The sequence below is a fragment of the Gramella jeungdoensis genome (genome assembly GCF_023805255.1).
Lineage (GTDB): Bacteria > Bacteroidota > Bacteroidia > Flavobacteriales > Flavobacteriaceae > Christiangramia > Christiangramia jeungdoensis.
The window spans coordinates 545642-572349 of record NZ_JAMSCK010000001.1 but is presented as its reverse complement, the minus strand read 5'-3'; the positions used below and the strand labels follow the sequence as shown (position 1 = coordinate 572349).

Genomic DNA, 26708 nt, shown 5'->3' with positions numbered 1-26708 from the left:
TGCATTTGTCAGGGTTTTCAGCTCGCTGATAGAATTGTAACTTTAGAAAAAAAATAGAATTATTTTGAAGAAGTATTCTGCCGAAAATGAATTTTTAAAGATCACAGTCCAGGAAACCGGGGCCGAACTGTGCAGCCTGGTAAATAAAGAAACAGGTATGGAACATATATGGCAGGCCGATCCTAAAGTTTGGCCAAGCCACGCTCCTAACCTTTTTCCGGTAATTGGAGTCCTTAAAGAAGGTAAATATAAATATGAAGGCCGTGAATATGAAATGCCAAAACATGGCTTTGTGCGCTATAATGAAAACGTAAGGCTCAAAGAAAAAGCTGAAGACCAGCTCGTTTTTGAACTTATTTATTCAGAGGAAAGTCTGAAAATCTACCCGTTTAAATTCGACTTCAGGATCAGTTTTAAACTTACTGCCAAATCCCTGGAAATAGATCATAAAGTTATTAACCTGGACTCGAAACCAATTTATTTTTCCCTGGGCGGGCATCCGGCATTCAATATTTGTCTTTTTGAAGGTGAAGAGATCAGCGATTATTTGATCGAATTTGACCAGAATATGGATCTTGAAAAATTCATCCTTAACAATGAAGGACTGGTAAGTCACAAGACCGAACCTGTTCTGAATAAGGATCGAAAGATCCGGCTAACAAAAAAGACCTTTAATAATGATGCTCTAATCTTTAAAGACATTCCATCAAAGAAAGCAGACTTGTTGAGCCGGAAAAACGGAAAAATACTATCGGTAGAATACAAAGATTTCACCAACCTTGGCATCTGGGCCAAGCCCGGGGCTCACTATGTATGCATTGAGCCATGGCTAGGAATTGCTGATGTTGAAAAAACAGATCAAAAGCTAAAAAATAAAGAAGGCATCATTCAACTGATGCCTGCTAAAGAATTTAATGCCAGTTATTCAATAAATCTGGCATAGTTTGCTGGTAATTAGTTTAAGTTCTGTTCTTTCTTTTTGCTGCTTTGGCCGCACGTTTTTCCTTTAAACTCATCGTCGGCTCCTTCTTAGCCGTGTTCTTTGAGGGAGATTTATCTTTTCCCATGATTTCTAAAATTTAGAATTAACCTATTAAAGGTAGTGAATGTTCTGATTCGAAAATCATAAATTTTTCCTCTGCATTTTGTACTTTTATAAGAACCTCCCCGGATTTTTTCTAACCAAAATATTCGATCATGAAGGTAAAAGTATTCATGGTTCTTCTCTTTTTAATCCTTGCCTGTAAGAATTCTGAAAAAGAATCGGAAGAGGTAAGCATAAAGGAACCACCAGAAAGTAAATATGGCTGTGCGCCACAAGTTACAGATGCAGACTGGTATAAATCTGATAATAAGGCTCCATTATTTGATGGTCTGGATGCTGTTAAGTATCCTATTCAAACGGAGAGTGCAGAAGCTCAGAAATATTTCAACCAGGGTCTGGTATTGGCTTATGGTTTTAATCATGCCGAAGCAGCCAGGTCCTTTTACTACGCAACCAGGGTGGACCCTGAATGTGCAATGTGCTACTGGGGATATGCCTATGTGCTGGGACCTAATTACAACGCTGGAATGGAAGATGACAATTACCAGCGAGCCTATGAGGCCATTCAGAAAGCAAAGGAAATAGGATCAGATTCCGAAAAAGAAAGAGCACTCATCAATGCCATGGCACAGCGTTATGTAAAAGAACCGGTGGAAGACCGAAGCGATCTTGATATAGCCTATAGCCAGGCGATGAAAAAAGTCTATCAACAATATCCGGATGATGAAAATATTGCTTCCATCTATGCCGAATCCATTATGAATCTACATCCATGGGATCTATTTGATAAGCAGGGAAAGCCTAAAGAATGGACTCCCGAGATCGTTGGACTGCTGGAAAACATTCTAAAAAAGAATCCCAAACATCCCGGTGCCAATCATTTCTATATACATGCGGTGGAAGCTTCCAACACCCCTGACAGAGCCAATGCGGCAGCAAAGGCCTTTGATGACGGACTCGTTTCCGGCTCAGGCCACCTGGTACATATGCCTTCCCATGTTTATATAAGAACCGGGGAATATCATAAGGGTACAGTTGCAAATATCAGGGCTGTAGAGGTTGACAGTATTTATGTAAGTGCCTGTCATGCCCAGGGAGCCTATCCCCTGGCCTATTACCCACATAATTACCATTTTCTTGCTGCAACTGCAACACTGGAAGGCAATAGTGAATGGGCGATGATCGGCGCCAATAAATTATCTGAACATGTGCATCCCGACCTAATGAAAGAACCCGGATGGGGAACTCTTCAACATTACTATTCCATACCATTATATGTAGAGGTAAAACTGGGACGCTGGAATGAATTGATCAATTCTGAATTTAACACTTATGACCTGCCCTATTTAAAAGCGGTAAAGGAATACGCCCAGGGTATGGCCTATATGGCTAATAATGACCTTGAAAACGCCAGTATTAAGCTGAAGAATCTTGAAAATCTTTCGGAAGATGAAAGCCTGGAAGATGTGACAATCTGGGAGATCAATTCGGTTTCCACTTTAATGCAGATCGCTAAACGGGTTTTAAAGGCTGAGATCCTGGCAAACCAGGAAAAATATGATGAAAGCATAGCTTTACTGAAAGAAGCCGTAGAGATCGAAGATTCCCTCAACTATGATGAACCACCAGACTGGTTCTTTTCAGTAAGACATCACCTTGGAGCTGTTCAGATTGAAGCAGGTAAATATAAAGATGCTATTGCCACTTATGAAGAAGATCTAAGAAGACTTCCTAAAAACGGATGGGCGCAACATGGTATGAGGCTGGCTTATGAAAATCTCAATGATCAGGAGAATGTAAAAAGGATGGACCAGCTTATCTCCAAAAGCTGGAAGGGAGCTGATATTGAGATAAATTCATCGAGGATAAAATAGATCTTTTTAGACGCTTCGACTCCGCTCAGCGTGACATATGAAACCACTCAGCTTACCAAATAAAAAAACCACCCAAATTGGATGGTTTTTTATTGTCCGCTCGAACTTAGTCGAGAGATCAAAATAAGATTAAATATGTAAAGGTCTGTTCTCTGTAGCAGCAAGTGCGGCTTCTTTTACCGCCTCAGCATAGGTTGGGTGAGCATGGCTCATGCGTGAGATATCTTCAGCCGATGCTCTGAATTCCATCGCTGTAACCGCTTCGGCAATTAGATCTGCTGTTCTGGCTCCGATCATATGAATTCCAAGTACCTCATCGGTCTTTTCATCAGCAAGAATCTTAACAAGTCCATCAATATCTCCACTTGCTCTTGAACGCCCAAGTGCACGCATAGGGAATTTCCCTTCTTTATATTTTACTCCTTCTTCCTTCAATTGCTCTTCAGTTTTACCAACCGCAGCAACTTCAGGCCAGGTATATACAACACCTGGAATCAGGTTATAATCGATATGTGGTTTCTGGCCAGCAATTAATTCAGCAACCATCGTTCCTTCTTCTTCAGCTTTATGAGCAAGCATGGCTCCGCGAACCACATCACCAATCGCGTAGATATTCTCAATGTTTGTTTGAAGATGATCGTTCACTTCCACTCTTCCCTTATCATCAACCTTTACTCCGGCAGCTTCTGCATTCAGTCCGTCAGTGTACGGACGGCGTCCAACAGAAACCAGACAGTAATCTCCTTTTAATTCAATCTCCTTGCCTTTTTTATCATCGGCTTTGATAGTGATCTCGTCTCCAATTCTTTCAACAGATTTTACTTTGGTGCTGGTATGGAACTTCATTCCCTGTTTTTTCAACACCTTCTGAAGCTCTTTAGAAAGTGCGCTATCCATTGTTGGGATAATTCTATCCAGGAATTCAACCACAGTCACTTCAGCTCCAAGACGGCGGTAAACCTGACCAAGTTCAAGCCCGATCACACCACCACCAATCACGATCATATGCTTTGGCACTTCCTTTAGCTTTAAAGCCTCAGTTGAAGTGATCACTCTTTCCTTATCCAGTTCGATAAATGGAAGATTAGATGGCTTGGAACCTGTTGCAATAATGGTCTTTTTTGCCTCGATGGTTTGAGTTTCACCATCTTTATCTATGTTGATATGAGTTTTATCCTTAAAGGAGCCTAAACCTTCAAATACATCAATCTTATTCTTATCCATCAGGAACTTTACTCCATCGCAGGTCTGGCTTACAACAGAAGCTTTGCGTTCCATCATTTTTTCGAGGTTTAGTTTTACTTCCCCGGGAATTTCGATACCATGATCTTCAAAATGCTTGATCGCATCATGATAATGGTGAGAAGAATCAAGAAGTGCTTTACTAGGGATACATCCTACATTAAGACAGGTTCCTCCAAGAGTTGAATATTTTTCTATGATTGCAGTTTTCATTCCCAATTGTGCGCAGCGAATAGCAGCTACATAACCACCGGGACCCGATCCTATAACTGCAACATCATATGTACTCATAATTTTTCTTTTTACTGATTTTTTTAACAAATTGACCGTAAAAATACAAATGTTTTATGGAAGACAGGTGTTAGCTGAAACGAATTTTTAATCGGTTTTTATTTTTATTATGTATGTAGAATCCAACCCAAACAGAAGCTATAAGGGAAAGTGAAGAAAGAATGGAAAACCAGACCGGATTATTTATTTTCTGAAAATATATCAGGAGAAAGGTTTCTAGAACTATTAAAAAAGAGATAATACTCACTGGCCATTTGCTACCACCCCCAAGGAATGATGTAACGAACCCTGTTAATATCCCAGCTATAAGGGTCGCCAAACCACCAATTATCAAATCTTTATTTGAAGAAATTCCAAAATGAACACCATCCACCAGAATTTCCTGCGCAACAGTGGTTAGAAGCACTAAAACAATCTCACCTATTATAGCGGCCAAAATGATTATTATAAGTGTTTTAATTTTCAAAGGAATAATGAATTATATTTTCTTTTTAATCTCGGGACAACTAAGCGAGACCCGACTTGCTTTTTATTGATATACAGACCTTTAGAATAAACTTTGGAATCCTTTACCCTTTAACGATAAAAGCAAGCACTCCAACCCTGGTATTGTAATATTTGATCGTTTGAAAATCATTTCATTAAAAATACGACTATTCGCTGCAATGCGCAATGCACTGTACCAGACATCTTAAACTTTTAAGAATTATAAATCTATCATGGTAGTTTGTTTCACTTTATTAATGGTAAAAATACTTTTTGTACTACCAATATGATCCAGATTGGTGAGTTTGGTAACCATGAATTCCCGGTAAGCATTCATATCCTTAACCAGAACTTTTAAAATATAATCGTAATCTCCACTTACGTGCAGGCATTCCACTACTTCAGGGAGACTGGTAACCTCTTTTTCAAAACGGGTTAAAAAGTCCTTTTTGTGCTGGATGAGTTTTATCTGACAAAGCACCATAAAAGCCTTTTCTATCTTTTCAGGATCCAGCAGCGCCACATATTTGGAAATCACCCCTTCCCTTTCCATTTTTCTTATTCTTTCATAAACTGCAGTGACTGAAAGTCCAAGATCGTTCGAGATCTCCTTATTGGTCTTTTTACTGTCCTCCTGGATATGCTTCAGGATTCTTTTATCAAGCTGATCAATTTTCATTAAATATGGAGTTTTTAAGGTAAATATAGATTTAAATTCTAAAAATTCAATTTAACATGGATTTATTTACTACAAATGATAAATATCATTGGTTTTAAAACTAATTCACTTCAAATTTGATCTCTAAAACTACTCGTCATGAAATATAAGCCAGCAGATCGCATTCAGGATCTACAATATTTTGGAGAATTTGGTGGAGTGAATCCATCAATTTCAGACTCATCAACTTACACCTTCCTTTCGGCAAAGACCATGTTCGACACCTTTGAAGGAAATGCTGAAGGTTGTTATTTGTATTCCAGACACTCCTCCCCTTCCAACCTTTATCTTGGCGAAGCACTTGCCGCAATGGAAGGTACCGAAACAGCAAATGTTTCGGCCTCAGGAATGGGAGCAATCACTTCAGTATTAATGCAACTCTGCAAAGCCGGAGATCATATCGTATGTAGCAGGACTGTCTACGGAGGAACCTATGCTTTTCTGAAGAATTTCGCTCCCCAGTTCGGGATCAATACAACTTTTGTGGATATCACAAAACCTGAGCTTGTTGAGGCTGCTGTTCAAAATAACACTAAAGTGCTTTATTGCGAGACAGTGAGCAATCCCTTATTAGAAATCGCCGACCTGGAAGCTCTATCCAGAATTTCAAAATCACACGATCTTAAGCTGGTGGTAGATAATACATTCTCTCCACTTTCCATTAGTCCTGCTAAACTGGGAGCCGATGTGGTGATACATAGTCTTACAAAATTCATCAATGGCAGCAGCGATACCGTAGGCGGGGTTGTATGTGGCACAAAGGAATTCATAAATGACCTTAGGAATGTGAATGACGGAGCGGCTATGTTGTTAGGTCCTACGATGGACAGCTTAAGGGCTGCTTCGATATTGAAGAACTTAAGAACGCTCCATATTCGTATGAAGCAGCACAGCCATAACGCGATGTTCCTTGCCAAAAAATTCCAGGAAGACGGATTCAAAACCGTATACCCTGGACTGCAATCACATCCGGGACATGAGATTTTTAAGAAAATGATGAATGAGACTTATGGTTTCGGGGGAATGCTTACTATAGATGTAGGTTCCCTTGATAAGGCCAATGAACTAATGGAATTAATGCAGGAGCGTAATCTGGGATACCTGGCTGTAAGTCTTGGATTCTATAAAACCCTGTTCAGTGCGCCGGGAACTTCAACATCTTCAGAGATTCCGGAGGAAGAACAAAAGGAAATGGGATTAAGTGATGGACTCATCCGCTTCTCAATAGGTCTCGACAATGATATTGAAAGAACCTACGAAATGATGAAGGAATGTATGATAGAAGTTGGAGTGCTAGATACCGAAATGGTCTAAAATTTTGCAGGATTAATCCGAAAGTCGTAAAATTACGCGACTAAAATGGAAAACACATTATATTAAAAATAAAAAGACCTCACAGGTTTCCGAACCTGTGAGGTTTCATTTTTTTAAAATTACTGCATGGAAAACTCTACTGCCAATCCTGAAAATGAACCTATCATTGAAAACAGGGAACTGAATATCTGGGAAGCGCTTATCCCGGTTATCGCTCTTATTGGAATGCTCGCTTTCAACGTATTTGTATACGGCGATGATGCTTTAAGTGGTTCAAACCAGTTCATTCTTCTTCTGGGAGGTGGAGTTGCAGCCATTGTTGGACTATTCAATAAAGTAAAGTTCGACTACATGATTGATGAGGTTGCTAAAAACATTCAAAGCACGGCAGGAGCAATACTAATACTTTTAATGGTAGGTGCCCTCGCGGGAACCTGGATGATAAGTGGCATCATACCCACTATGATCTATTACGGACTTCAAATTTTGAATCCGACTATTTTCCTGGCGGCTTGTGTGATAATCTGTTCGGTTATATCCCTGGCAACAGGAAGTAGCTGGACCACCTCTGCAACCGTTGGGATCGCCCTGGTTGGAATTGCGGATGCATTGGATATTTCCCTTGGGATGACCGCTGGTGCCATACTTTCGGGCGCTTATTTTGGTGATAAGATGTCTCCGCTTAGTGACACCACCAATCTTGCACCAGCCATGGCAGGAACCGATCTTTTTACACATATCCGATATATGGCACTTACCACTGTGCCCACGATCACAATAACTATTCTGGCCTTTGTTATCATTGGCCTGAATCTCAATACCGAAGGAGCTACAGATACTACTTCCATTTTAAATTCGATTGATGCTTCTTTCAACATTAGTCCCTGGTTGTTCCTGGTTCCGGTAATAGTAATTTTTCTGATAGTTAAAAAAACATCACCATTAATAGCACTTTTAATAGGTACCTTACTAGGCGCCTTTGCAGCTTTAATTGCTCAGCCAGATATTGTTTTAGCCGTAAGCGGAATGGATAAGCTCAATTTTATAAGTGGCTATAAAGGAATCATGAATGCCATAACTGTAGATACTGCAGTCGAGACCGATTCTGAAGCGCTGAATGATCTTTTTGCCTCCAGTGGTATGGCCGGTATGCTCGGTACCATATGGCTAATCCTTTGCGCCATGGTTTTTGGAGGAATCATGGAAGCTATTGGTGCTCTTTCCAGGATTAGTAAGGCTTTACTGAATCTTTTCCATACAACTTTCGGCTTATTTGCCAGTACTGTTTTTAGCTGTCTTGCGCTTAACGTTACTGCATCAGACCAGTACCTGGCTATTGTGGTACCGGGAAAAATGTTTGCCAAAGCATTTAAAGATAAAGGCCTAGCTCCAGAAAATCTAAGCCGGAGTTTAGAAGATTCAGGAACAGTAACTTCTGTATTGGTTCCATGGAACACCTGTGGAGCATACCACAGTGGTGTATTGGGAGTTCCGGTTCTTTCCTATGCGGGATACGCTTTCTTTAATTACCTGAGCCCATTCATGACTTTGTTTTTCGCAGCCTTGGGAATAAAGATCAAAAAACTGGCCGGTAAATAATACTGTCAATTTTGAATTTATTCGGTTAAAATCCTGATAATTTGACAATTATAGAATCATCTTATTGAATATGGCTTTTGGTATAACTAAATCCTATTAGGTGATAAAATTTTAGAATTTTCAGGTCTTTTATAAACGGCTTAAGTTTATAATTTTGCACGTGAAGAAAAAAGAGAAAAGTTTAATTTAAAAACAATCTAACAATATGGCTTTAGTCGGAAAAAAATTTCCAAACCTTAGCGTAGACGCTATGAACGAAATGGGAGATACTTTCAAAATTAATGTTTTGGAAGAAGCTCAGAAGGACAATAAAAAAGTATTGCTTTTCTGGTACCCTAAAGATTTCACCTTTGTTTGCCCTACCGAACTTCATGCCTTTCAGAAAGCTCTGGAAGAGTTTGAAAAAAGAAATGTTATGGTGATCGGAGCGTCTTGCGACACCCCTGAGGTTCATTTCGCATGGTTAAATACACCAAAAGATAATGGCGGTATTGAAGGTGTTACTTATCCTATCCTTGCAGACTCTAACCGTAATCTAAGTTCAAGACTTGATATCCTTGATATCATGAATGAATCTTATGATGAGGAAACCGGAGCTCTTACTGTGGAAGGCGATAATGTAACTTTCCGTGCAACTTACCTTATCGATGAGGAAGGGACTATCTTCCACGAAAGTGTGAACCATATGCCACTTGGAAGAAATGTAAATGAATTCCTTAGACTTATCGATGCTTACACCCACGTGCAGGAAAAAGGAGAAGTTTGTCCTGCTAACTGGGAAGAAGGTAAGGAAGCAATGAACGCCGACAGAGAAGGTGTTGCTAACTACCTAAGTTTAAACTAAAATAAATTGCTATGATTAAGGAATTAGATCAGGATAACTTAAGCGAAGTTGTAAGCAGCAACGATACCGTTGTGGTTCAGTACATGGCCGGATGGTGCGGGAACTGCCGACTTATGAAGCCCAAGTTCAAAAAACTGGCTTCGGAGCATGAGAATGCGCAATTCGTGTTGGTAGATGCCGAGAAATTCCCGGAATCAAGAAAACTGGCCAAGGTAGATAACCTGCCAACCTTCGCAACTTTCAAAAATGGAAGTTTTAAAAATCAGGTTCAAACAAACAAGTTTGACCAGTTAAAAAACTTAGTTGATGAAGTTACCAGTAATTAGACATCTGCAGAAGAACAACGAGGTTGAAAAACTTGAGCATACCATAGAGGTGCTTGAGAATTTCACCGAACATCGCTCGGTTTCTGAAGAAGAAATGGATGTGATTGGCGAATTGCTTACCAATCTCTGTGGAGCTGTAGAAGTACACAAAATGATACAGGATGGTGTTCCCGAAAAGGATGCCGCCAATAATTTCGTGAAGAAAGTACTTGGTTCTATAGATAAGTAGATTTCTTTGCAAATCATTTCAAAAGGGCTGTTTTCAGAAGGAAACAGCCCTTTTTAGTTTTTATGAAAATTTTAGTAATAAGCCATTAACAATCTTCTAAATTTATAATTCTGATAAATTAACTGTTATGGCGAGAATAGATTTTGGAGATGAAAAAGTAACTACTTATGGCAGTCTTCCGGTTCTTGATGAAAAAGCACCACATTTTGAACTTCTGAAATCAGACCTTTCTATTGCAACTCTGGATGACTTTAAAGGCAGACGTATTATTATGAATATATTCCCTAGCATAGATACCGGTGTATGCGCTACTTCTGTTCGCAATTTCAACAAAAAAGCCAGTGAGCTTGATAATGTTACCGTTTTATGCATCTCCCGGGACCTTCCTTTTGCCCAGCAAAGATTCGCCAATAATGAAAACCTGGAAAATGTCGTTAATTTGTCCGACTTTAGAGAAAGAAACTTTGGCAAGGATTACGGAGTTGAGATGATTGACGGTCCATGGGAAGGTCTGCTTTCAAGGGCAGTTCTTGTTCTTGACCAAAACGGGCATGTGATCCACTCCCAGCAGGTTCCAAATATAGATGACGAACCCGATTATCTTGCCGCATTGAAAACACTATTATAATGAAGAACAGTTTCCTCGGAAAAAGAATAAGAGGAGGTGGTTATGCAATAAAAGGAGCCTGGTTATTACTGAAGCATGAACAAAGTATCCAGGTACAGTTCGTAATTTCAATTCTTGTATGCATCGCAGGCTGGTATTTTGAGATCACCAGGACAGAATGGATCCTTCAGTTCTTCGCGATTGGCCTGGTAATGGCAAGTGAAGGTCTTAACACAGCCATAGAAGCGATGGCCGACTTTGTTCATCCCGATTTCCACAGTAAAATAGGCCATATTAAAGATGTGGCGGCAGGTTCAGTCTTCATAGCTGCGCTTATAGCCGTGATCATAGCCGGGTTTATTTATCTACCGTATATTTTCTAATATATCTCTTTGCAATAATTTATTTATTTTAAGGTTTTCATTTAGCGCAGTACTTCTAGAAATACTGCCAACTTTTAAAATTGAAGTTTTTTTTCCTTAATTTGGAAAAGGCTAATTTGTATTTTTGCCGAAATCCTTTAACCTGCATATGGCTAAAAAGAAAGCTAAGACCAAGAAAACCACAAAAAAATCCCGGAATTTCTCACTTAAACTGAACCGACAGCAAAAAGTGGTTTTAGGTAGTTTTCTGATGCTCTTTGGTCTTGCACTTATTGTAGCATTTGTCTCCTTTCTATTTAACTGGCGCGCAGACCAAAGCATTCTTAACGAATTTGCGAACAGGCAGGCCGAAGCAAGGAACTGGCTAAGTAAATTTGGTGCAGCTGTAAGTGACTTTTTTATCTATAAGGGTTTTGGAATTGCATCATTCACCATCGCATTCCTTATTTTCTTAAGCGGGATTCATCTTTTCTTTGGTTTTAAGAGTTCAAATCTGCGAAAATTCTGGTTTTGGGGAATCCTGGTGATGATATGGCTTTCCATATTCTTTGGTTTTTTCACCGAAAGCAATGCACTTTTAGGGGGAAGAATTGGTTTTGAAATGAACGATTTTCTTCAGGACTATCTTGGTTTCTTCGGGACTGCCCTGCTTATGTTGTTCCTGTTCATTGCCTATCTGGCTATCCGTTTAAAAGTGACTCCTGAAATGATAGGATCATATTTCAAAAACGGAAAAAAAGAACTTGAAGAAGCTTTTGATGAGAACCGGTCAAATATTTCTGAAACTGAAGAAGAAATAGACTGGAAAAAGGAAACCGTCACAAAACCACAGGAAGAAAAACCACAGAGTATAGACCTTTCTGATTCAGAAAAAGAAGAAGAAGAACTAGAGCCAGCCCCTAAAAAAATAGAGGTTTCAAATGAAGAAGACGATGTTTCAATGGAGGTTGAGGCAGCTCCTGAAGAAGAGGAAGAAGATAATCTAAGTCAGAAACTGGTTCGTGATTTTGGAGAATTCGATCCTACGCTTGAACTCAAGAATTATAAATTTCCAACTATAGACCTTCTCAAAGATTATGGGGGAGGTATTACAATAAATCAGGAGGAATTAGAGGAAAACAAAAATCGAATTGTAGATACCCTGAAAAACTACAAGATCGATATCGCCCAGATAAAGGCAACTGTTGGGCCAACGGTAACTTTATATGAGATCGTGCCCGAAGCAGGAATCAGGATTTCGAAAATTAAGAATCTTGAAGATGATATCGCGCTTTCTCTTTCAGCTCTCGGGATCAGAATCATTGCTCCTATCCCCGGTCGGGGAACCATAGGTATTGAAGTACCTAATAAAAATGCCAGTATTGTTTCCATGCGTTCGGTGATCTCTTCACCCAAGTTTCAGAATGCCGAAATGGAGCTACCTATGGCACTCGGAAAGACCATTTCCAATGAAACTTTTGTAGTGGATCTTGCCAGGATGCCTCACCTGCTGATGGCCGGTGCTACAGGTCAGGGTAAATCGGTTGGTTTAAATGCCATTTTAACCTCCCTGCTCTACTGCAAACATCCCGCTGAAGTAAAATTTGTGCTGGTTGACCCTAAGAAGGTTGAGCTTACACTTTTTAATAAGATAGAAAGGCATTACCTGGCTAAATTACCCGATACCGATGAAGCCATCATTACCGACAATACCAAGGTGATAAACACGCTTAACTCGTTGTGTATCGAGATGGACAATCGTTACGAACTGCTCAAGGATGCAATGTGCCGTAACATTAAAGAATATAACACGAAGTTCAAGGCCAGGAAGCTTAACCCGAATGACGGCCATAAATTCCTGCCCTATATTGTACTGGTTGTAGATGAGTTTGCCGACCTCATCATGACGGCAGGTAAAGAAGTTGAAACACCCATAGCACGTCTGGCTCAGCTTGCACGTGCCATTGGAATTCACCTTATTATTGCCACCCAGAGACCTTCGGTAAATGTGATCACCGGGATCATCAAGGCCAACTTCCCGGCTCGTATAGCTTTCAGGGTTACTTCAAAAATTGATTCCAGGACGATACTTGACAACCAGGGAGCCGATCAGCTTATTGGTCGCGGAGATATGCTTTTCACCCAGGGGAACGAATTGAAAAGGCTTCAGTGTGCCTTTGTAGACACCCCTGAAGTGGATAAGATCACTGAATTTATCGGATCACAGAAAGCCTATCCCGATGCACATCAGTTACCTGCCTATGAAAGTGAGGAAAGTGGCACAGGAGTTGATATAGATGTGAGCGAGAGGGACAAACTGTTCCGCGAAGCCGCAGAAGTGATAGTTACAGCCCAGCAGGGCTCGGCCTCATTACTTCAAAGAAAATTGAAACTTGGGTATAACCGCGCAGGTAGAATAATAGATCAACTGGAAGCCGCAGGCATCGTTGGTCCATTTGAGGGAAGCAAGGCAAGACAGGTTTTAGTCACAGATCTCGCGGCTTTAGAGCAACTTTTAAATGAAGAACCAAACAATTAAAAAATCAAAATGAAAAAATTAGTATTCATCCTGGCCGCAATTCTGTCTTTGAATGTTCAGGCTCAAAGCTCTCAGAAAGCTGAAAAGTTATTGAATGAAGTATCATCTAAGGTGAAGTCTTATGACAATATGGTGATAGAATTCAAGTACGCTTTGGAGAACACTGCAGAAAATGTAAGTCAGGAAGCAAGAGGTGATGTTAGTATCGATGGTGAAAAGTATGTTTTGAACCTTATGGGTACTACTCAGATGTTTGACGGAAAGAAGATATATACTATCATCCCAGAGGATGAAGAGATCAATATATCAAGTTATGTAGAAGAAGACAGTAATAGCATCACTCCCTCGAAGATGTTCAGTTTTTATGAAGATGGGTATAATTACCAGATGGATATTACCCAGAACGTGAAAGGTCGTGAGATTCAATATGTGAAGTTAACGCCTAAAGACAGTAATGCCGAGATTAAGAACATACTGTTGGGAATAGATAAGCAAACCAAGCATATCTATAATCTTATACAAACTCAGGACAACGGTACTAAGATTACGATTACCGTAAAAAGCTTTAAGACAGATCAGCCCCTCGCGAAAAATCTGTTTACCTTTGACGAGGATCGTTACAGCGATTATTACATCAACCGAATAGACTAAATTGAAAATACTTGACCGGTACATACTAACCAGTTTTCTAAAAACTTTTTTTTCGGTCTTTATCATTCTCATGTTCATCTTTGTACTCCAGACGATCTGGCTGTACATAGGTGAACTTGCTGGTAAAGACCTGGATGTGGAAGTAATCATGAAATTCCTTCTTTACTTCTCCCCTAAACTGGTGCCTCTTGTATTACCGCTCACTATCCTGCTAACTTCCATAATGACCTTTGGTACCTTTGCCGAAAATTATGAGTTTGCTGCGATGAAGTCTTCGGGAATCTCATTACAAAGGGCCATGCGTAGCCTTACCTTTTTCATACTTCTGGTAAGCCTTGTCGCATTCTTTTTTGCCAATAACGTCATTCCAGCTGCCGAATTCAAATCCATTAATCTTCGAAAGAATATTGCTCAGCTTAAGCCAGCCATGGCGATCACAGAGGGTGTCTTTAACGATATTGGAACATTCAATATTAAAGTGGATGAGAAAAGTGGTGAAAACGACCAGTACCTTACCGATGTTATAATTCACCAAAAAAATACCAACGGAGGGAATTACACGGTGATTAAAGCTAAGGAAGGCGAACTGGTGGGCAGTACAGATTCTGATGTACTATCCCTCATCCTGAAAGAAGGAAACTACTATGATGAGATACAGCCCAGTGATTATGAGAAAAAAAAGAGAAAGCCTTTCATGAAGAGCTACTTTGACGAATATGTGATCAATATTGATCTTTCTGATTTTAATAATGTTGATCTTGAAGATGAAAGCACAACCTCTTATCACGGCATGCTCAAAATATCAGAACTTGACGAAAGTATAGATTCATTTTCGGTATCCTACAACACCCGGATGGATCAGTTTAGAAAAGATATGTACCGCAGGTCTGGAGTATCAACACTAAACCTTAATTACAAACCTAAAGACACTACCGTTGCTATCAATGAAGGTCTTCTCGCACATTACAATACTTATGATGCGGCTCAGATCACCAACCTGGCTCTGGGAACCATCAACTCCGCTGTGGCCCACCTGGGCATGAAAAAACAGGAATTCAAGGTGAATATAAAACAGATCAATAAGTTTGAGATCGCTTTACATGAGAAATATGTACTGGCTGTAGCCTGTATCGTGCTTTTCTTTGTGGGTGCTCCTTTGGGTGCTATAATCAGAAAAGGAGGTATTGGTCTACCAATAGTGGTTGCCATACTTTTATTTCTCACTTATCACTTTATAGGGATTTTTGCGAAAAATTCGGCCGAAGACGGCAGTGTGAGCGCCTTTGTTGCCACCTGGCTATCTACCTGGATCATGCTGCCTCTCGGTATCTATCTAACCTATAGGGCAACAACCGATCAGGGATTGTTCGTATTCGACAACTTCATCGAACCTATTAAAAAACTCTTCAAAAAAGCGGGGCTTATCAAGGATAAAAGTAAAACAGAATAAATATCTTTGCAGCCACAAAATTGATCTTATGGCGCAGGTTGAAAATAATCAGTATTCGGTGAAACTAGACAGTATTCAGGAAGCCATTGACGATATCCGGGATGGAAAAGTGATCATCGTGGTAGATGATATTGACCGTGAAAATGAAGGTGATTTTTTGGCAGCTGCCGAAAAAGTCACTCCGGAAATGATCAATTTCATGGCTACTCACGGCCGAGGACTAATTTGCGCTCCCATTACCGAACATCGCTGTAAAGAACTTAAGCTGGACATGATGGTTGGTAATAATACCGACCCAATGGAAACAGCTTTCACCATTTCGGTTGACCTTAAAGGAAAAGGAGTTACAACTGGAATATCAGCTGCCGACAGGGCGAAGACCATTAAATCGCTTATAGATCCAGAGATTAAACCTCACGATCTTAACAGGCCTGGGCATATTTTTCCGCTTAAAGCCAAGGAGGGCGGCGTTTTAAGACGTACAGGACATACCGAAGCCGCGATCGATTTCGCACGACTTGCTGGTTTTGAACCGGCGGGTGTTATTGTAGAGATAATGAATGAGGATGGTACCATGGCACGCCTGCCTCAGCTACTCGAAGTAGCTAAAAAATTTGACCTTAAAATCGTCTCTATTGAAGACCTGGTTGCTTACAGAATGCAACATGACTCTCTTATAGAAAAGAAAGAAGATTTTGATCTGGAGACCAAATTTGGGAAATTCAGATTAAGGGCTTATAAACAAACTACCAATTCTCAGGTACATATTGCCCTTACCAAAGGTCATTGGAAACCGAATGAGGAGATTATGGTGAGAGTAAATTCCACTCTGGTTAATAACGATATTCTGGGTACCTTAACAAATGATGCAGATAAGAAACTTGACAATATGTTCAAGGCTATAAATGATGAGGGCCGCGGCGCCATTGTCTTCATAAATCCGGCAACCCAAAGGCTAAATCTTTTAAGCCGTCTGGCCGAACTTAAAGAAGGTCAGAAGCGTGGGGAAGTTAAGGCTCCGCCAGTAAGAATGGATAATAAAGATTTTGGAATTGGAGCACAGATTTTACATGATCTTGAGATCCATAAAATACGGCTGCTTTCTAACAGTCAGCAAACCAAACGTGTAGGAATGATAGGTTATGGCCTGGAGATCACAGAATATGTGAATTACTAATCGATCTCTATGATTACCTCATCAAGAGGCCTTCTTACCTTTTTGAACTTCGAGAACATATCATCTTCAGCCCTGTAACCAACCGGTAACACCAGCACCGATTTTAGATTCTTATCATGCAGATTAAGAGCTTCGTCGTATTTGGCTGGTTCAAAACCTTCCATAGGGCATGCATCTATTTCCTCCGCAGCACAAACCGTAAGCAGCGTCCCTAAAGCAAGATATGCCTGATTTACAGCCCACGCCTCGATCTCTTCCTGGGCCTTAGTCTTAAAATCGTTTACCAGGGAGTTCTGAAAAGGCTCAAGGATCTCATCTGGAGTTTCCCTTACATGTTTTACCCTTCTGAAGTAATCGGTAATGAACTTCTCGTCTACTTCATTCTCTATGCATATAACCATTACGTGTGAAGCGGTGTCCACCTGTTTCTGATCCCAGGAATACGCTCTTAATTTTTTCTGAAGTTCCTTATTGGAAATAATTATCATTTTAAGAGGTTGTAAACCGTATGAAGTTGCGGTAAGATTAAAGGCCTGTTTCAGCACATCGATCTTATCTTCAGTCAGAATACGGGAAGTATCAAATTTCTTGGTCGCGTAACGCCAGTTTAAAGCTTTTATATTACTCATAGTATACTAAGATAATATTTTACAAATGTACACAATGTCTATACTTGTATAGGCGTTAGCGCATAAATTAATCTGATACATCCAATTATTATGGTTATCTTCGGTTATATAATCATCCGTCAGTAATGAAGCGTGTAAAAAAAATAATTCTTGCTTCTGTCATCGGTTTAGTACTGATCATATTTGTTGTTTTAGGCGTTGAAGCTATCTTTCAAAGACAAACCGCAGGGCTTATTTACAAAGACATCTCCAGAGTGCCGGCTTCCGAAACGGTAATTATTCTTGGAGCCAGCGTACATGCCAATGGAAAACTATCACCGATTCTTCAGGATAGGGTTGATACGGCGATAAGATTATACGAAAATGGTAGGGTAAATAACTTTCTGGTTACCGGTGATCACAGAAGTGATGATTATAATGAGGTAGCTGCCATGGTTAGTTATCTTGAAGAAAAAGGAATTGATAAAAGTCTTATTACTTCAGACCATGCAGGACTAGACACCTATGATAGCATGTACAGGGCCGGTAAGTTATTCGATATTAAAAGCGCTACGGTCGTGACCCAGGCATTCCACCTTCCCAGAACCCTTTTCATAGCAAAAAATCTGGGATTTGACTATCAAGGCTTTGTGGCAGATCAAAGGCATTATCAAACAGAATACCGGTTAAAACAGAGAGAAAAACTGGCCAATTTCAAAGCACTTTGGGAAGTTCTGCTTAAAAAGAAACCGCGAACCCTGGAAGCACGCCTTAACTAATTTTCTAAAAAGCTTTTTTCCTATATTAGAGGCACAGCTAACCTCAAAACCAAAAAATATGTTTCAATGGGTAATCCATTTGTTGGTAGATCCTATCATTCTGCTTCTAGCAGCCAGATTGATGAGCGGGATAGAAGTAGAAAGTTCCAGTACTGCCACAGTGATTGCCTGTATTATAGGGATTTTCAGTTTTTTTCTCAGCTGGTCCCTTAATGCTGTTCTGGTACTTGCTGATCTTGGTATCTTTTATTTTTTAAGTATTGGTTTTATTACGCGTATCATAGCTTTCACAATTATAATTCAGGTTGCAAAAAAAATTAGCGATGATTTCAGGACACGAAATTTCTGGACATCTTCCTGGCTAGCTGTAATTATTGCCATCGCCGCCGGAATTACGGATGCGATCATTTTCTGATTCTTACCTTGTGAGATGTTCCATACGGTTTTTTCTTCCCCACCATACAAGAAAACCAGTCACAGGAAGCGAGGCTATGAAAAGGCTCGCTATGAATGCCAGAATTTTGCCTGCTAATCCAAGATACTGACCTGTATGTAAACCATAACTCATTTCCTGAAGCTTCATTCCCGGACTTTTTTCTGAATAAAAGTGGGTTTGTAATAATTCTGCAGTCTGAGGATGAAAATAAAAGTTAGTCTGATGATCAAAGTCCAGTGACTCCGGGTAAGCTCCTGTAGTTATTGGTGCTTTTTCTCCATTATCCCATACAAAATACATGTCCTGTCCAGGTAATAATTCCATACTTTCATAAAAGGCAAGATCAATTGGATTCCCCGAAACTTTCGTTCTGGGCAGAACCTTTGTTACTACTTTATCAGACTTATAATCCTTCCCCAGGTTACCAAGTTCATACAAACCATCACTTACCCACTCATAGGAAAAATAAAGGCCCGTTACTGCGATTATTATTGCCAGAAGGTGAATGTCAAACCCACTCACGTTATGTAGATCATAATTAAGTCTTCTCCACCTGGCATTCCACTTAACTTTCAGAGCATTCTTCAGATTTTTCAACTTTCTTGGCCACCAGAGAATGATACCGGTAATGAGCATTAGGAGGAAGATAATCGTAGATATCCCGACTACCTGTCGTCCCAGCTTCTCGGGAAGTAGCAAATACATGTGTAGGTTTCTGATTATGTCAAAAAAATCAGTATCAAAATCCTGAGCATGTAAAAATTCTCCCGAATATGGATTAAAATGAAAGTAATATTGCTTTTCCCCATCCGCACTATATACCGCCGCCGGGCGGTCTCTTCCAGCATAGATCACAAAATTATTGCTCGCATCCGGATAATGCTCCTTTACGGCTATTCGCAGTTGGGAAGGTTCTATAAAAGACCTTTTCTCTGGCTCGACTTTTCGCCAATCATGTACAAGGTCTTTGATCTCATCTTGAAAAACATAAATACAGCCGGTGATGGCCACTATAAAAACCACCAAACCAGTTATGAGCCCAAGCCATAGATGTAAACGACCTGCCCACTTTTTTATACTATGTTTCTTTCTGTTCTTCATAAAAATAAGGGATCGCCTGCAGAGGCGATCCCTGGCTAATTCAAATCTTAGAATTTATAGGTTAGAGCCGCCGCAAAATTTCGCGGAGCCTGAGGATTGATGGTAGACCACCCGTTAAAATAATCCTCATTGCTCAGGTTATTCAGTTTTAGATTCACAGAAAACTTATCTACGTCATAGAAAACAGCTGCGTTCAAAACTGTATATGAAGGCAGGGTGAAAGTTCCTCCGAGGTTGCGGTTAAAGATCCTGTTCTCACTGGCATAATTCCCTCCAAAACCAAAACCGAATCCTTCAATTTTTCCCTGAGTGAATCTATAACTTGCCCAAAGGTTGGCCAGGTTTTCAGGTCCAGCAGATTCCGGTCTTTTTCCTAGAAAATCGTCATTTTCTGCCGCTCTAGTAACCTTACTGTTATTATGACTAAAACCGGCTATGATATTAAGACCATCTACAGGATGGGCAGTGATCCTTATTTCAAATCCACGGCTATACTTTTCTCCATCCTGAGTTGCTTCGAAACCACTCCCTAATACAATATTATCAACCTGTATATCATAATAACTTAGCGTAGCAAAGAGGCGGTCATTTAAAAGATTCAGTTTGGTTCCAACTTCGAACTGGGTAGCATGCTCAGGATCGAATACAATTCTACTGGTTTCTCCCGTTCCCTGGTCTATAACTTCTGAAGGTGCTACATTGCTAAAGCCATTCATGTAATTGGCAAATAGCGATACTCTATCAACTAATGGCTGATACACAACACCAAATTTCGGGGAGAAGGCAGTCTGACTGTTGGTTTCACTCTCAAACTGATCTATTCTTAAACTGGCCATCGCCGAAAGACCGGAGGTGATATTCAATACGTTTGAAACATATGCGCTGTAGATATCTTCCTGTATATTTCGATTATTCCTGTCTACATTTTCCAGGATGCCATCTACGGCCGCAGTAGAAAGGATTCCGCTGTCTCCATCAGTGATATAAATATCGGGATTATAGATACCATACACACTTTCATTTACATTCTGCAAACTGGCATTGCCTATATAAACATTCCCATTTGCCCTGTATCCGGTTCCATTATCTGTTATAATTCTTTGGAAATAATCCAGACCAGCTACCATTCTGTTTCTCATCCCGGCGATCTCAAAATCTCCAATAAAATTCTGCTGAACATCAGTAGTTAGAGTGGTTGAATTCTGATTATTCATATACCGTGTAAACACAACTCCTTCATCAAGATTTGTAACTTCACCATCTACCTCTTCCCTCCCCTGATAGAAACGGGTGGTTTCATACAAATAAGAGTAATATCCTTTTGAGGTTGAACTTCCTCTGGAAACAACTGTTTGAGAGGTCCAGGAATCAGACAGTTCATAGTTCATCATAGCCTGAAGGCTGAAATTTGGGTTTTCCAGACTAAGGTCGTTGCTGGTATAAGAACGATTAGTATCATAGCCCAGCTCTTCAATACTGGTCACTCTTAAAGGCGCTCCTCTGTCTACAAACAACATGGTTGGATTAGTAGATTCTCCCCTGAAGAATTCGGTATTAACAAAGAAAGATAAGCGATCGTTAACCCTATAGCTAAGAGATGGGGCCACAAAAATAGTTTTGGAGAAGCCGGCATCTTGAAAGGAGTTCTTAGTCTGGTATGCCGTATTCAATCTTAAAGCCACATCCCCATCTTCATCAAGAGGGGTATTAATATCGGCAGCTACCCTATTAAGCCCAAAGCTTCCCGAAGTGTAGGAAATATTACCGCCAAAATAATCATAAGGCCGTTTAGTTATTATATTGATTAATCCACCATAAGATATCAGACTACTGCCATATAGGGTACCTGAAGGTCCTTTAATTACTTCTATGGTTTCAATATTTGCCGGATCTGGACTGGAATTGGTGAGACCGGGAAGTCCGTTAATAAGCGTGGGCTGCACAGGGAAGCCCCTAAGGGAGTAATATCCGGCTCCGTCTCCACCACGACCGGTAGATTCCCAGAGTTTCGTAATCCCGGAACTGTTTCTTATTGCATCATCAAAATTGGTGACAATCTGCTGTTTCAAAAGTTCGGCCGTAATATTATCATAAACCTGGGGATTCTCTATCTGCTCTAAAGGTAATTTGGCTACATACTGACTTTTCTTTCTGTTGTAAATATTAGAATTACCATTTCCTCTTACAACAACCTCACTCAATTGTTCTTCTTTGGAATTGAGAATAATCAAGGGAAGAGTTGTTGTCTCCGCAGGTTTTATCGAAAATGCTATTTCTTTTGAGGCAAAACCAACATAGGAAACCCTTAATAAATAATTTCCAGTAGGTACTTTATCTATCATAAAACTACCATTATCATTAGTTTTTGTTCCTATACCGGTACCCTGGATTTCTATATTCACTTCAGAAATCATCTCGCCATTAATGTTGGCTACTTTTCCCTTCAGGCTTCCCGAATCTTGAGAAAACCCCATCTGAAGACTTATCAGGAAGAGACAGAAGAGAACTATTTTTTGGCTCATTGGTTAATTGTTTTTATTTAGACTGTTTTTAAATAGAAATGCAAAACTATAGTTCAAAACTTTAAAACAAAAAATTATTTAGAATTATTTTAAATAAAAAATTAGAAGAAATTGGACGACAGAGGCTTACAAATATGTTTTAATAGGATTGATTTATACCTTCACATAAAAATTTAATCTGAATTTTAAACCAAGGAGATTTCTCTTGCCTATTTTTGCCATTCATAAAATCAATTCTATGATCAAGCTTATTGTAACCGATGTTGACGGAACTTTGTTAAATGATAATCATGAGTTACATCCCGATTTCTGGAAAGTAGAGGAACAACTTACCCAGAAAGGTATTTTGTTTTCTATTGCTAGTGGCCGCCAGTTCTATAATCTGGAATCTAAGTTTGAAAGAATTAAAGACCGTACCATGTTCTTTGCTGAAAACGGAACCTACGTTTCTCACAAGGGCAGGGAATTGTATGTAAATCCTATTGAGAAATCTGCGGCTATAGAATTTATAGAAATGGGAAGAAACCTGGAGCATACCAATCTGGTACTCTGCGGGAAACAATCTGCTTATATCGAGACAAATGACCGTCAATTCTTTAATGAAATTTCTAAATTCTATGAAAGGCTGCAGGTAGTTGACGATCTCTCTAAAGTGGAAGATACATATCTGAAAGTAACCCTATGTAATTTCAATGGTGTTGAAGACAACACCTTTCCGCACTTTGTTGATTACACCGATAGATATAAAGTAGCAATAGCAGCGAAGGTCTTTATTGATATTACTGCTTTAGATGCGAATAAAGGAAACGCTATAAAAGGTATCCAGAAGGAATTGGGAATTTCTCCTGAAGAAACCCTTGTTTTTGGAGATTATCTGAATGATCTCGAAATGATGCAGGTTGCCAGGCATAGTTATGCAATGAAGAATGCTCACCCGGAAATCATCCAGGCGAGCAACTTTGTGACCAGTCATGATAACAATGACAATGGGGTTCTCCGAACGATTGAGTCGCTTGGATTGCTCAGTACTTAATTGATTATAATATTGGTCTTATCTACCCCGGTATTTCCCGTTACGGGATCATAAGCATAGATAAGTATTTCATATAAGCCTTTATCCAGATTCGTTTTAGCAGAAAAGGTACTAACCTTATCGGCCTGATTCAGTTTTATTTCAGATGTTTCTCCCTTATCACTGGTGATCAGGGCTTTAACTTCATATTGACTGGCATCCCATATTCCATCCTTAGCTATAGGGCATCCGCACATCATCACTATATTGGCTTTAATTTCAATCTCATTTGTCGCACTAATGCGTTCATGCGTTTGAGGAGAAAGAATATCAACCACAAAACCGGGGACTTCAAGTACTACGCCATCACCGGTAATATCCTTCCCGGGAATCACCCAGAGTTGAGTGCTGCTCATCACGGTAGCCTGCTTTTTATTCCAGGGAGCATAAGCTTCGATAGTCACAAAAACAGGTTCTTCAATATCCAGAACAGCGTTAAAACCAGCGGTGTTCTCATCTGAAAGCGGCTGGTTACGCTTCCAGTCCTGATTCATTATTTTATCGGTATTTCCAGTACTACCAGTAGTGAGGCCTTCAGAAAGGATCTTTCCGGTCACAGCATCTTTCACAAGTATCTTCGCTCCTCCAATTGAAGACCCAATGAATTTTGCGTCTTTGGCCTTGGCTCTTATCATAACATTTGTACCCTGTGCCATCAGATTGATCGAGACGATCAAAAAGATTAAAAACATCAGTATCTGGCGGTAATTGAAATTATTCATAATTTAAATTTTACCGACCAAATTAAGCAAAATTTACTCACTTAGGCTTTTAGAAGATCATTGCTGGCAATTTCGGAATTAGTATCTGAGAAATTTCTTGGATCTGTCTGATATTGTTCCACATACTTTTTCAAAGTACCTATTTCCTCGTCTGTTAGATCATTCGCCTCCATATTTTGTGTAAGATTATGCCATGGTTTTTTTGCATTATAGTCATATTCCCCAAAGACCATAAATGGTGTTCCGTTTCTGGTAATTCGTGCATTCTTGACCTGCCACATATCAGCCCAGTCAAAAATAAATCTGGCATCATCCATATATAACCTTACACAACCATGACTTGCCGGATATCCCGGTAAAGCGTACTGATGCACTCCTATCCCTTCAAAATTCATAAAATTAAAATAGTAAGGCAATATCCATGATTCATCCACGGTACTAATCTTACGCTTAGCCTTATAATTTCCATAATTTAGTCCGTTGGGAGTCCTGGTAGAACGTTTTCCGGTACTCACCGGTCCCCATTTAATCAACTCCCCATTTTCATAAAGCCCAAAGGCCTGTACTCTCTGTGATATCAGCACGGTTTTAGGGATACACTTCAAAAAATAAAGATCTTTTGGAAAAGGACTGTAAGTATTAAAATCGGCAGAGGCACACTCAGGTATTACAATAGGTTTTTCGGGCCTCAAGCGTCTTTTTTCCATTCTATTAAGAGCAAGGATAGTTTTCAACTGGTCTTCATTGTAGCTTTTAAAAAGGCTGTCTACAGCAACGGTAGAATTAAGTGAATCCAGTTTATAATTCACCTCATATCTAAAAGTTTTGGGTTCCTTCTTAATTATTGGATTCTTCATCGCAGAAACTGATTCTTCGGCTGAAGAATCGGCTAACTGGGTATTGGAATTACAAGATAAAAGAGTAAGCCCAATTATGAAAAACAAAGCAATGTTTCCTAATCTATCAAAGCGTTTCATCATGTAATAGTTTTTGTTTCGTGATATGAAATTAATCAGTGATCACCCTGGCCTGTCCCAACAAAGCGTTAAGGCTTTGTTGACTTTATGATAATTAACCCTTTTTAAGATTGGAGCCTTTTTGTTTAGCTTAAAATTTTCTGAAAAATTAACTAAAACTTTAATTAGCAGATGCATGTATATGCTCATATTCGTTTATCGATGGCTTATTACATATATAATTCTTAATTTACAGGAAAGCAATCACCTATGAATAACAGAAGGGATTTTCTAAAAAAATCGGGACTATTTCTAACCGCAGCAATGTTACCTTTTCCTGCATGTATTTCTTCAAATTCATATAAAAAACTTGGAGTAGCACTTGTAGGACTTGGATACTACAGCACCGATCTGCTCGCTCCTGCCCTACAACAAACCCAACATTGTGAATTAAGGGGAATCGTAACAGGAAGCCCCGAAAAGATCCCGGTATGGCAACGACGTTACGGAATCAAGGATTCCAATGTTTATAATTATGCAAACATGCACCAGATTGCAAATAATAATGATATTGATGTGATCTATATTGTACTCCCAACGGGTTTACATGCGAAATATGCAATAATTGCTGCAAATACCGGTAAACATGTCTGGTGTGAAAAACCCATGGCCAGAACCGCTGAAGAATGCCGGCAGATCATAGAAGCCTGCGAAAAGAATAAAGTTAAACTTTCTATTGGTTACAGGATGCAGCATGAGACCAATACCCAGACCATTATGAAATGGGCTGAAACAAATCCTTATGGTGAAATCCAACATGTGATCTCCGAAGCAGGTTATAATGGCGGCACTATCAATCCATGGAAACTTAAAAAAGAAATGGGTGGCGGTGCCATCTACGATATGGGAGTATACCCTATCAATGCGGCAAGATATTCCACGGGCCTGGAACCAATTGCAGTTTCGGCCACTCAATCTACCAAACGACCGGAGATCTTTACCGAGGTTGACGAAACAACGAACTTTCAACTTGAATTCCCGGATGGGATAATGGTGGACGGAAAGACGAGTTTTGGAGAAAATCTCAATAATCTGGAAGTGACCTGCAAAAACGGCTGGTACTATCTGCGGCCCATGCAATCCTATTCCGGAGTTAGAGGCCGAACAAGTGATGGTAAAATATTAGCTCCAATGGGGAAAAATCAGCAGGCAGTACAAATGGACGATGATGCTCTGGCCATAATCAATGATAAACCCGTTCTTGTTCCCGGAGAGGAAGGATTAAGGGATATTGCCATAGTAGAAAAGATCAACGAGTCGGCGGCACTTGAAGGTAAAAGATTATCTCTGTAGTTTCCTATTCAAACTTTTGCAATTACAAATTATTCATCGTAATATTGCAATATATAATTCAGTAATGGGAATTACCAAAACAAATTTGTTTACCAAAGAGCAAAATGAACTTGCCAGTCTGGCGAAAGCTTTTGCGCACCCTGCTCGTATTGCCATACTTCAGTATTTGCTTAAGTCAAATAAATGCATCAACGGGGATTTGGTAAACGAACTGAAACTAGCCCAGGCAACTATAAGTCAACACTTAAAGGAACTCAAGAATGTCGGACTTATACAGGGAAATATTGAAGGTGTATCCATGAGCTATTGCATAAACCCCGAAAAATGGGGAACTGTACGGAGTCTTTTCAATGGAATGTTTGACAGGCTTGTGAATTGTGATCCTGGCGACTGTTGTTAAAAAAT

26 protein-coding genes are annotated in these 26708 nt (G+C 39.8%); 18 read left to right on the top strand and 8 right to left on the bottom strand.

Annotated features, from left to right (window positions below):
* The first annotated feature begins 64 nt into the window (after positions 1-64).
* Together NE848_RS02770 and NE848_RS02765 are read left to right on the top strand one after the other, a co-directional pair.
* Positions 65-943, top strand: a complete 879-nt coding sequence (locus tag NE848_RS02770; RefSeq protein ID WP_252110681.1) for an aldose 1-epimerase family protein — start codon at positions 65-67, stop codon at positions 941-943.
* A gap of 254 nt (positions 944-1197) precedes the next feature.
* Positions 1198-2919 carry a tetratricopeptide repeat protein gene (locus tag NE848_RS02765; RefSeq protein WP_252110680.1) on the top strand — a complete coding sequence of 574 codons (1722 nt, stop codon included), beginning with the start codon at positions 1198-1200 and terminating at the stop codon, positions 2917-2919.
* A gap of 129 nt (positions 2920-3048) precedes the next feature.
* Here the strand turns inward: NE848_RS02765 and lpdA are convergent, their stop codons facing one another.
* The 3 genes from lpdA to NE848_RS02750 form a co-directional block, all read right to left on the bottom strand.
* A complete protein-coding gene (gene lpdA / locus NE848_RS02760) occupies positions 3049-4452 on the bottom strand; it encodes a dihydrolipoyl dehydrogenase (protein WP_252110679.1) in 1404 nt (467 codons plus the stop codon).
* A gap of 70 nt (positions 4453-4522) precedes the next feature.
* Complete coding sequence (locus tag NE848_RS02755; RefSeq protein WP_252110678.1) at positions 4523-4888, bottom strand: hypothetical protein; 366 nt, start codon at positions 4886-4888, stop codon at positions 4523-4525.
* 270 nt (positions 4889-5158) lie between these two features.
* The gene (locus tag NE848_RS02750; protein WP_252110677.1) at positions 5159-5617 is read right to left on the bottom strand and encodes an Lrp/AsnC family transcriptional regulator; all 459 of its coding nucleotides are present in this window, start codon (positions 5615-5617) and stop codon (positions 5159-5161) included.
* A 138-nt stretch (positions 5618-5755) separates the two neighbouring features.
* Here NE848_RS02750 and NE848_RS02745 point away from each other — a divergent pair, with 138 nt between their 5' ends.
* From NE848_RS02745 to ribB, 11 genes are all read left to right on the top strand, one after another.
* On the top strand, positions 5756-6970 hold the full coding sequence (locus tag NE848_RS02745; RefSeq protein WP_252110676.1) for an aminotransferase class I/II-fold pyridoxal phosphate-dependent enzyme: 1215 nt from the start codon (positions 5756-5758) through the stop codon (positions 6968-6970).
* A 126-nt stretch (positions 6971-7096) separates the two neighbouring features.
* Positions 7097-8569, top strand: coding sequence for a Na+/H+ antiporter NhaC (nhaC, locus tag NE848_RS02740; RefSeq protein ID WP_252110675.1), 1473 nt, complete (start codon positions 7097-7099; stop codon positions 8567-8569).
* A gap of 205 nt (positions 8570-8774) precedes the next feature.
* On the top strand, positions 8775-9413 hold the full coding sequence (locus tag NE848_RS02735) for a peroxiredoxin (protein WP_252110674.1): 639 nt from the start codon (positions 8775-8777) through the stop codon (positions 9411-9413).
* A gap of 11 nt (positions 9414-9424) precedes the next feature.
* The gene (locus tag NE848_RS02730; RefSeq protein WP_252110673.1) at positions 9425-9739 is read left to right on the top strand and encodes a thioredoxin family protein; all 315 of its coding nucleotides are present in this window, start codon (positions 9425-9427) and stop codon (positions 9737-9739) included.
* A complete protein-coding gene (locus NE848_RS02725; RefSeq protein ID WP_252110672.1) occupies positions 9720-9968 on the top strand; it encodes a DUF6952 family protein in 249 nt (82 codons plus the stop codon). Before NE848_RS02730 ends, NE848_RS02725 begins: the two co-directional genes overlap by 20 nt.
* Before the next feature lie 127 nt (positions 9969-10095).
* Entirely contained in the window at positions 10096-10596 is a 501-nt protein-coding gene (tpx, locus tag NE848_RS02720) for a thiol peroxidase (RefSeq protein ID WP_252110671.1), read from the top strand.
* Entirely contained in the window at positions 10596-10958 is a 363-nt protein-coding gene (locus NE848_RS02715) for a diacylglycerol kinase (RefSeq protein WP_252110670.1), read from the top strand. Before tpx ends, NE848_RS02715 begins: the two co-directional genes overlap by 1 nt.
* 148 nt (positions 10959-11106) lie before the next feature.
* Positions 11107-13476: a DNA translocase FtsK gene (locus NE848_RS02710; protein WP_252110669.1), complete on the top strand. Its 2370-nt coding sequence runs from the start codon at positions 11107-11109 to the stop codon at positions 13474-13476.
* Positions 13477-13485: 9 nt separating this feature from the next.
* Positions 13486-14127: an outer membrane lipoprotein periplasmic chaperone LolA1 gene (gene lolA1 / locus NE848_RS02705; protein ID WP_252110668.1), complete on the top strand. Its 642-nt coding sequence runs from the start codon at positions 13486-13488 to the stop codon at positions 14125-14127.
* A gap of 1 nt (position 14128) precedes the next feature.
* Positions 14129-15577 (top strand): LptF/LptG family permease, encoded by a 1449-nt coding sequence (locus NE848_RS02700; RefSeq protein WP_252110667.1) that lies wholly within the window; start codon positions 14129-14131, stop codon positions 15575-15577.
* Positions 15578-15605: 28 nt separating this feature from the next.
* Positions 15606-16754: a 3,4-dihydroxy-2-butanone-4-phosphate synthase gene (gene ribB / locus NE848_RS02695; RefSeq protein ID WP_252110666.1), complete on the top strand. Its 1149-nt coding sequence runs from the start codon at positions 15606-15608 to the stop codon at positions 16752-16754.
* Here the strand turns inward: ribB and NE848_RS02690 are convergent.
* Positions 16751-17383, bottom strand: coding sequence for an NAD(P)H-dependent oxidoreductase (locus NE848_RS02690; protein ID WP_252110665.1), 633 nt, complete (start codon positions 17381-17383; stop codon positions 16751-16753). The genes ribB and NE848_RS02690 overlap by 4 nt on opposite strands.
* A gap of 125 nt (positions 17384-17508) precedes the next feature.
* On the opposite strand from NE848_RS02690, the gene NE848_RS02685 reads away from it, so the two are divergent.
* Complete coding sequence (locus tag NE848_RS02685; protein ID WP_252110664.1) at positions 17509-18141, top strand: SanA/YdcF family protein; 633 nt, start codon at positions 17509-17511, stop codon at positions 18139-18141.
* 58 nt (positions 18142-18199) lie between these two features.
* Positions 18200-18556 (top strand): phage holin family protein, encoded by a 357-nt coding sequence (locus NE848_RS02680; protein WP_252110663.1) that lies wholly within the window; start codon positions 18200-18202, stop codon positions 18554-18556.
* A gap of 3 nt (positions 18557-18559) precedes the next feature.
* Here NE848_RS02680 and NE848_RS02675 read toward each other — a convergent pair whose 3' ends face one another.
* Both NE848_RS02675 and NE848_RS02670 read right to left on the bottom strand, forming a co-directional pair.
* On the bottom strand, positions 18560-19678 hold the full coding sequence (locus tag NE848_RS02675) for a PepSY-associated TM helix domain-containing protein (RefSeq protein ID WP_252110662.1): 1119 nt from the start codon (positions 19676-19678) through the stop codon (positions 18560-18562).
* Between the two features lie 47 nt (positions 19679-19725).
* The gene (locus tag NE848_RS02670) at positions 19726-22200 is read right to left on the bottom strand and encodes a TonB-dependent receptor (RefSeq protein ID WP_252110661.1); all 2475 of its coding nucleotides are present in this window, start codon (positions 22198-22200) and stop codon (positions 19726-19728) included.
* Between the two features lie 238 nt (positions 22201-22438).
* On the opposite strand from NE848_RS02670, the gene NE848_RS02665 reads away from it, so the two are divergent.
* Positions 22439-23233: an HAD family hydrolase gene (locus NE848_RS02665; RefSeq protein ID WP_252110660.1), complete on the top strand. Its 795-nt coding sequence runs from the start codon at positions 22439-22441 to the stop codon at positions 23231-23233.
* On the opposite strand, the gene NE848_RS02660 is transcribed toward NE848_RS02665, so the two are convergent.
* Complete coding sequence (locus tag NE848_RS02660) at positions 23230-23994, bottom strand: hypothetical protein (protein WP_252110659.1); 765 nt, start codon at positions 23992-23994, stop codon at positions 23230-23232. The genes NE848_RS02665 and NE848_RS02660 overlap by 4 nt on opposite strands.
* Before the next feature lie 41 nt (positions 23995-24035).
* Complete coding sequence (locus NE848_RS02655) at positions 24036-24974, bottom strand: L,D-transpeptidase (RefSeq protein WP_252110658.1); 939 nt, start codon at positions 24972-24974, stop codon at positions 24036-24038.
* 246 nt (positions 24975-25220) lie between these two features.
* On the opposite strand from NE848_RS02655, the gene NE848_RS02650 reads away from it, so the two are divergent.
* Both NE848_RS02650 and NE848_RS02645 read left to right on the top strand, forming a co-directional pair.
* On the top strand, positions 25221-26303 hold the full coding sequence (locus NE848_RS02650) for a Gfo/Idh/MocA family protein (protein WP_252110657.1): 1083 nt from the start codon (positions 25221-25223) through the stop codon (positions 26301-26303).
* Between the two features lie 64 nt (positions 26304-26367).
* Entirely contained in the window at positions 26368-26703 is a 336-nt protein-coding gene (locus NE848_RS02645) for an ArsR/SmtB family transcription factor (protein ID WP_252110656.1), read from the top strand.
* Positions 26704-26708 lie beyond the last annotated feature (5 nt).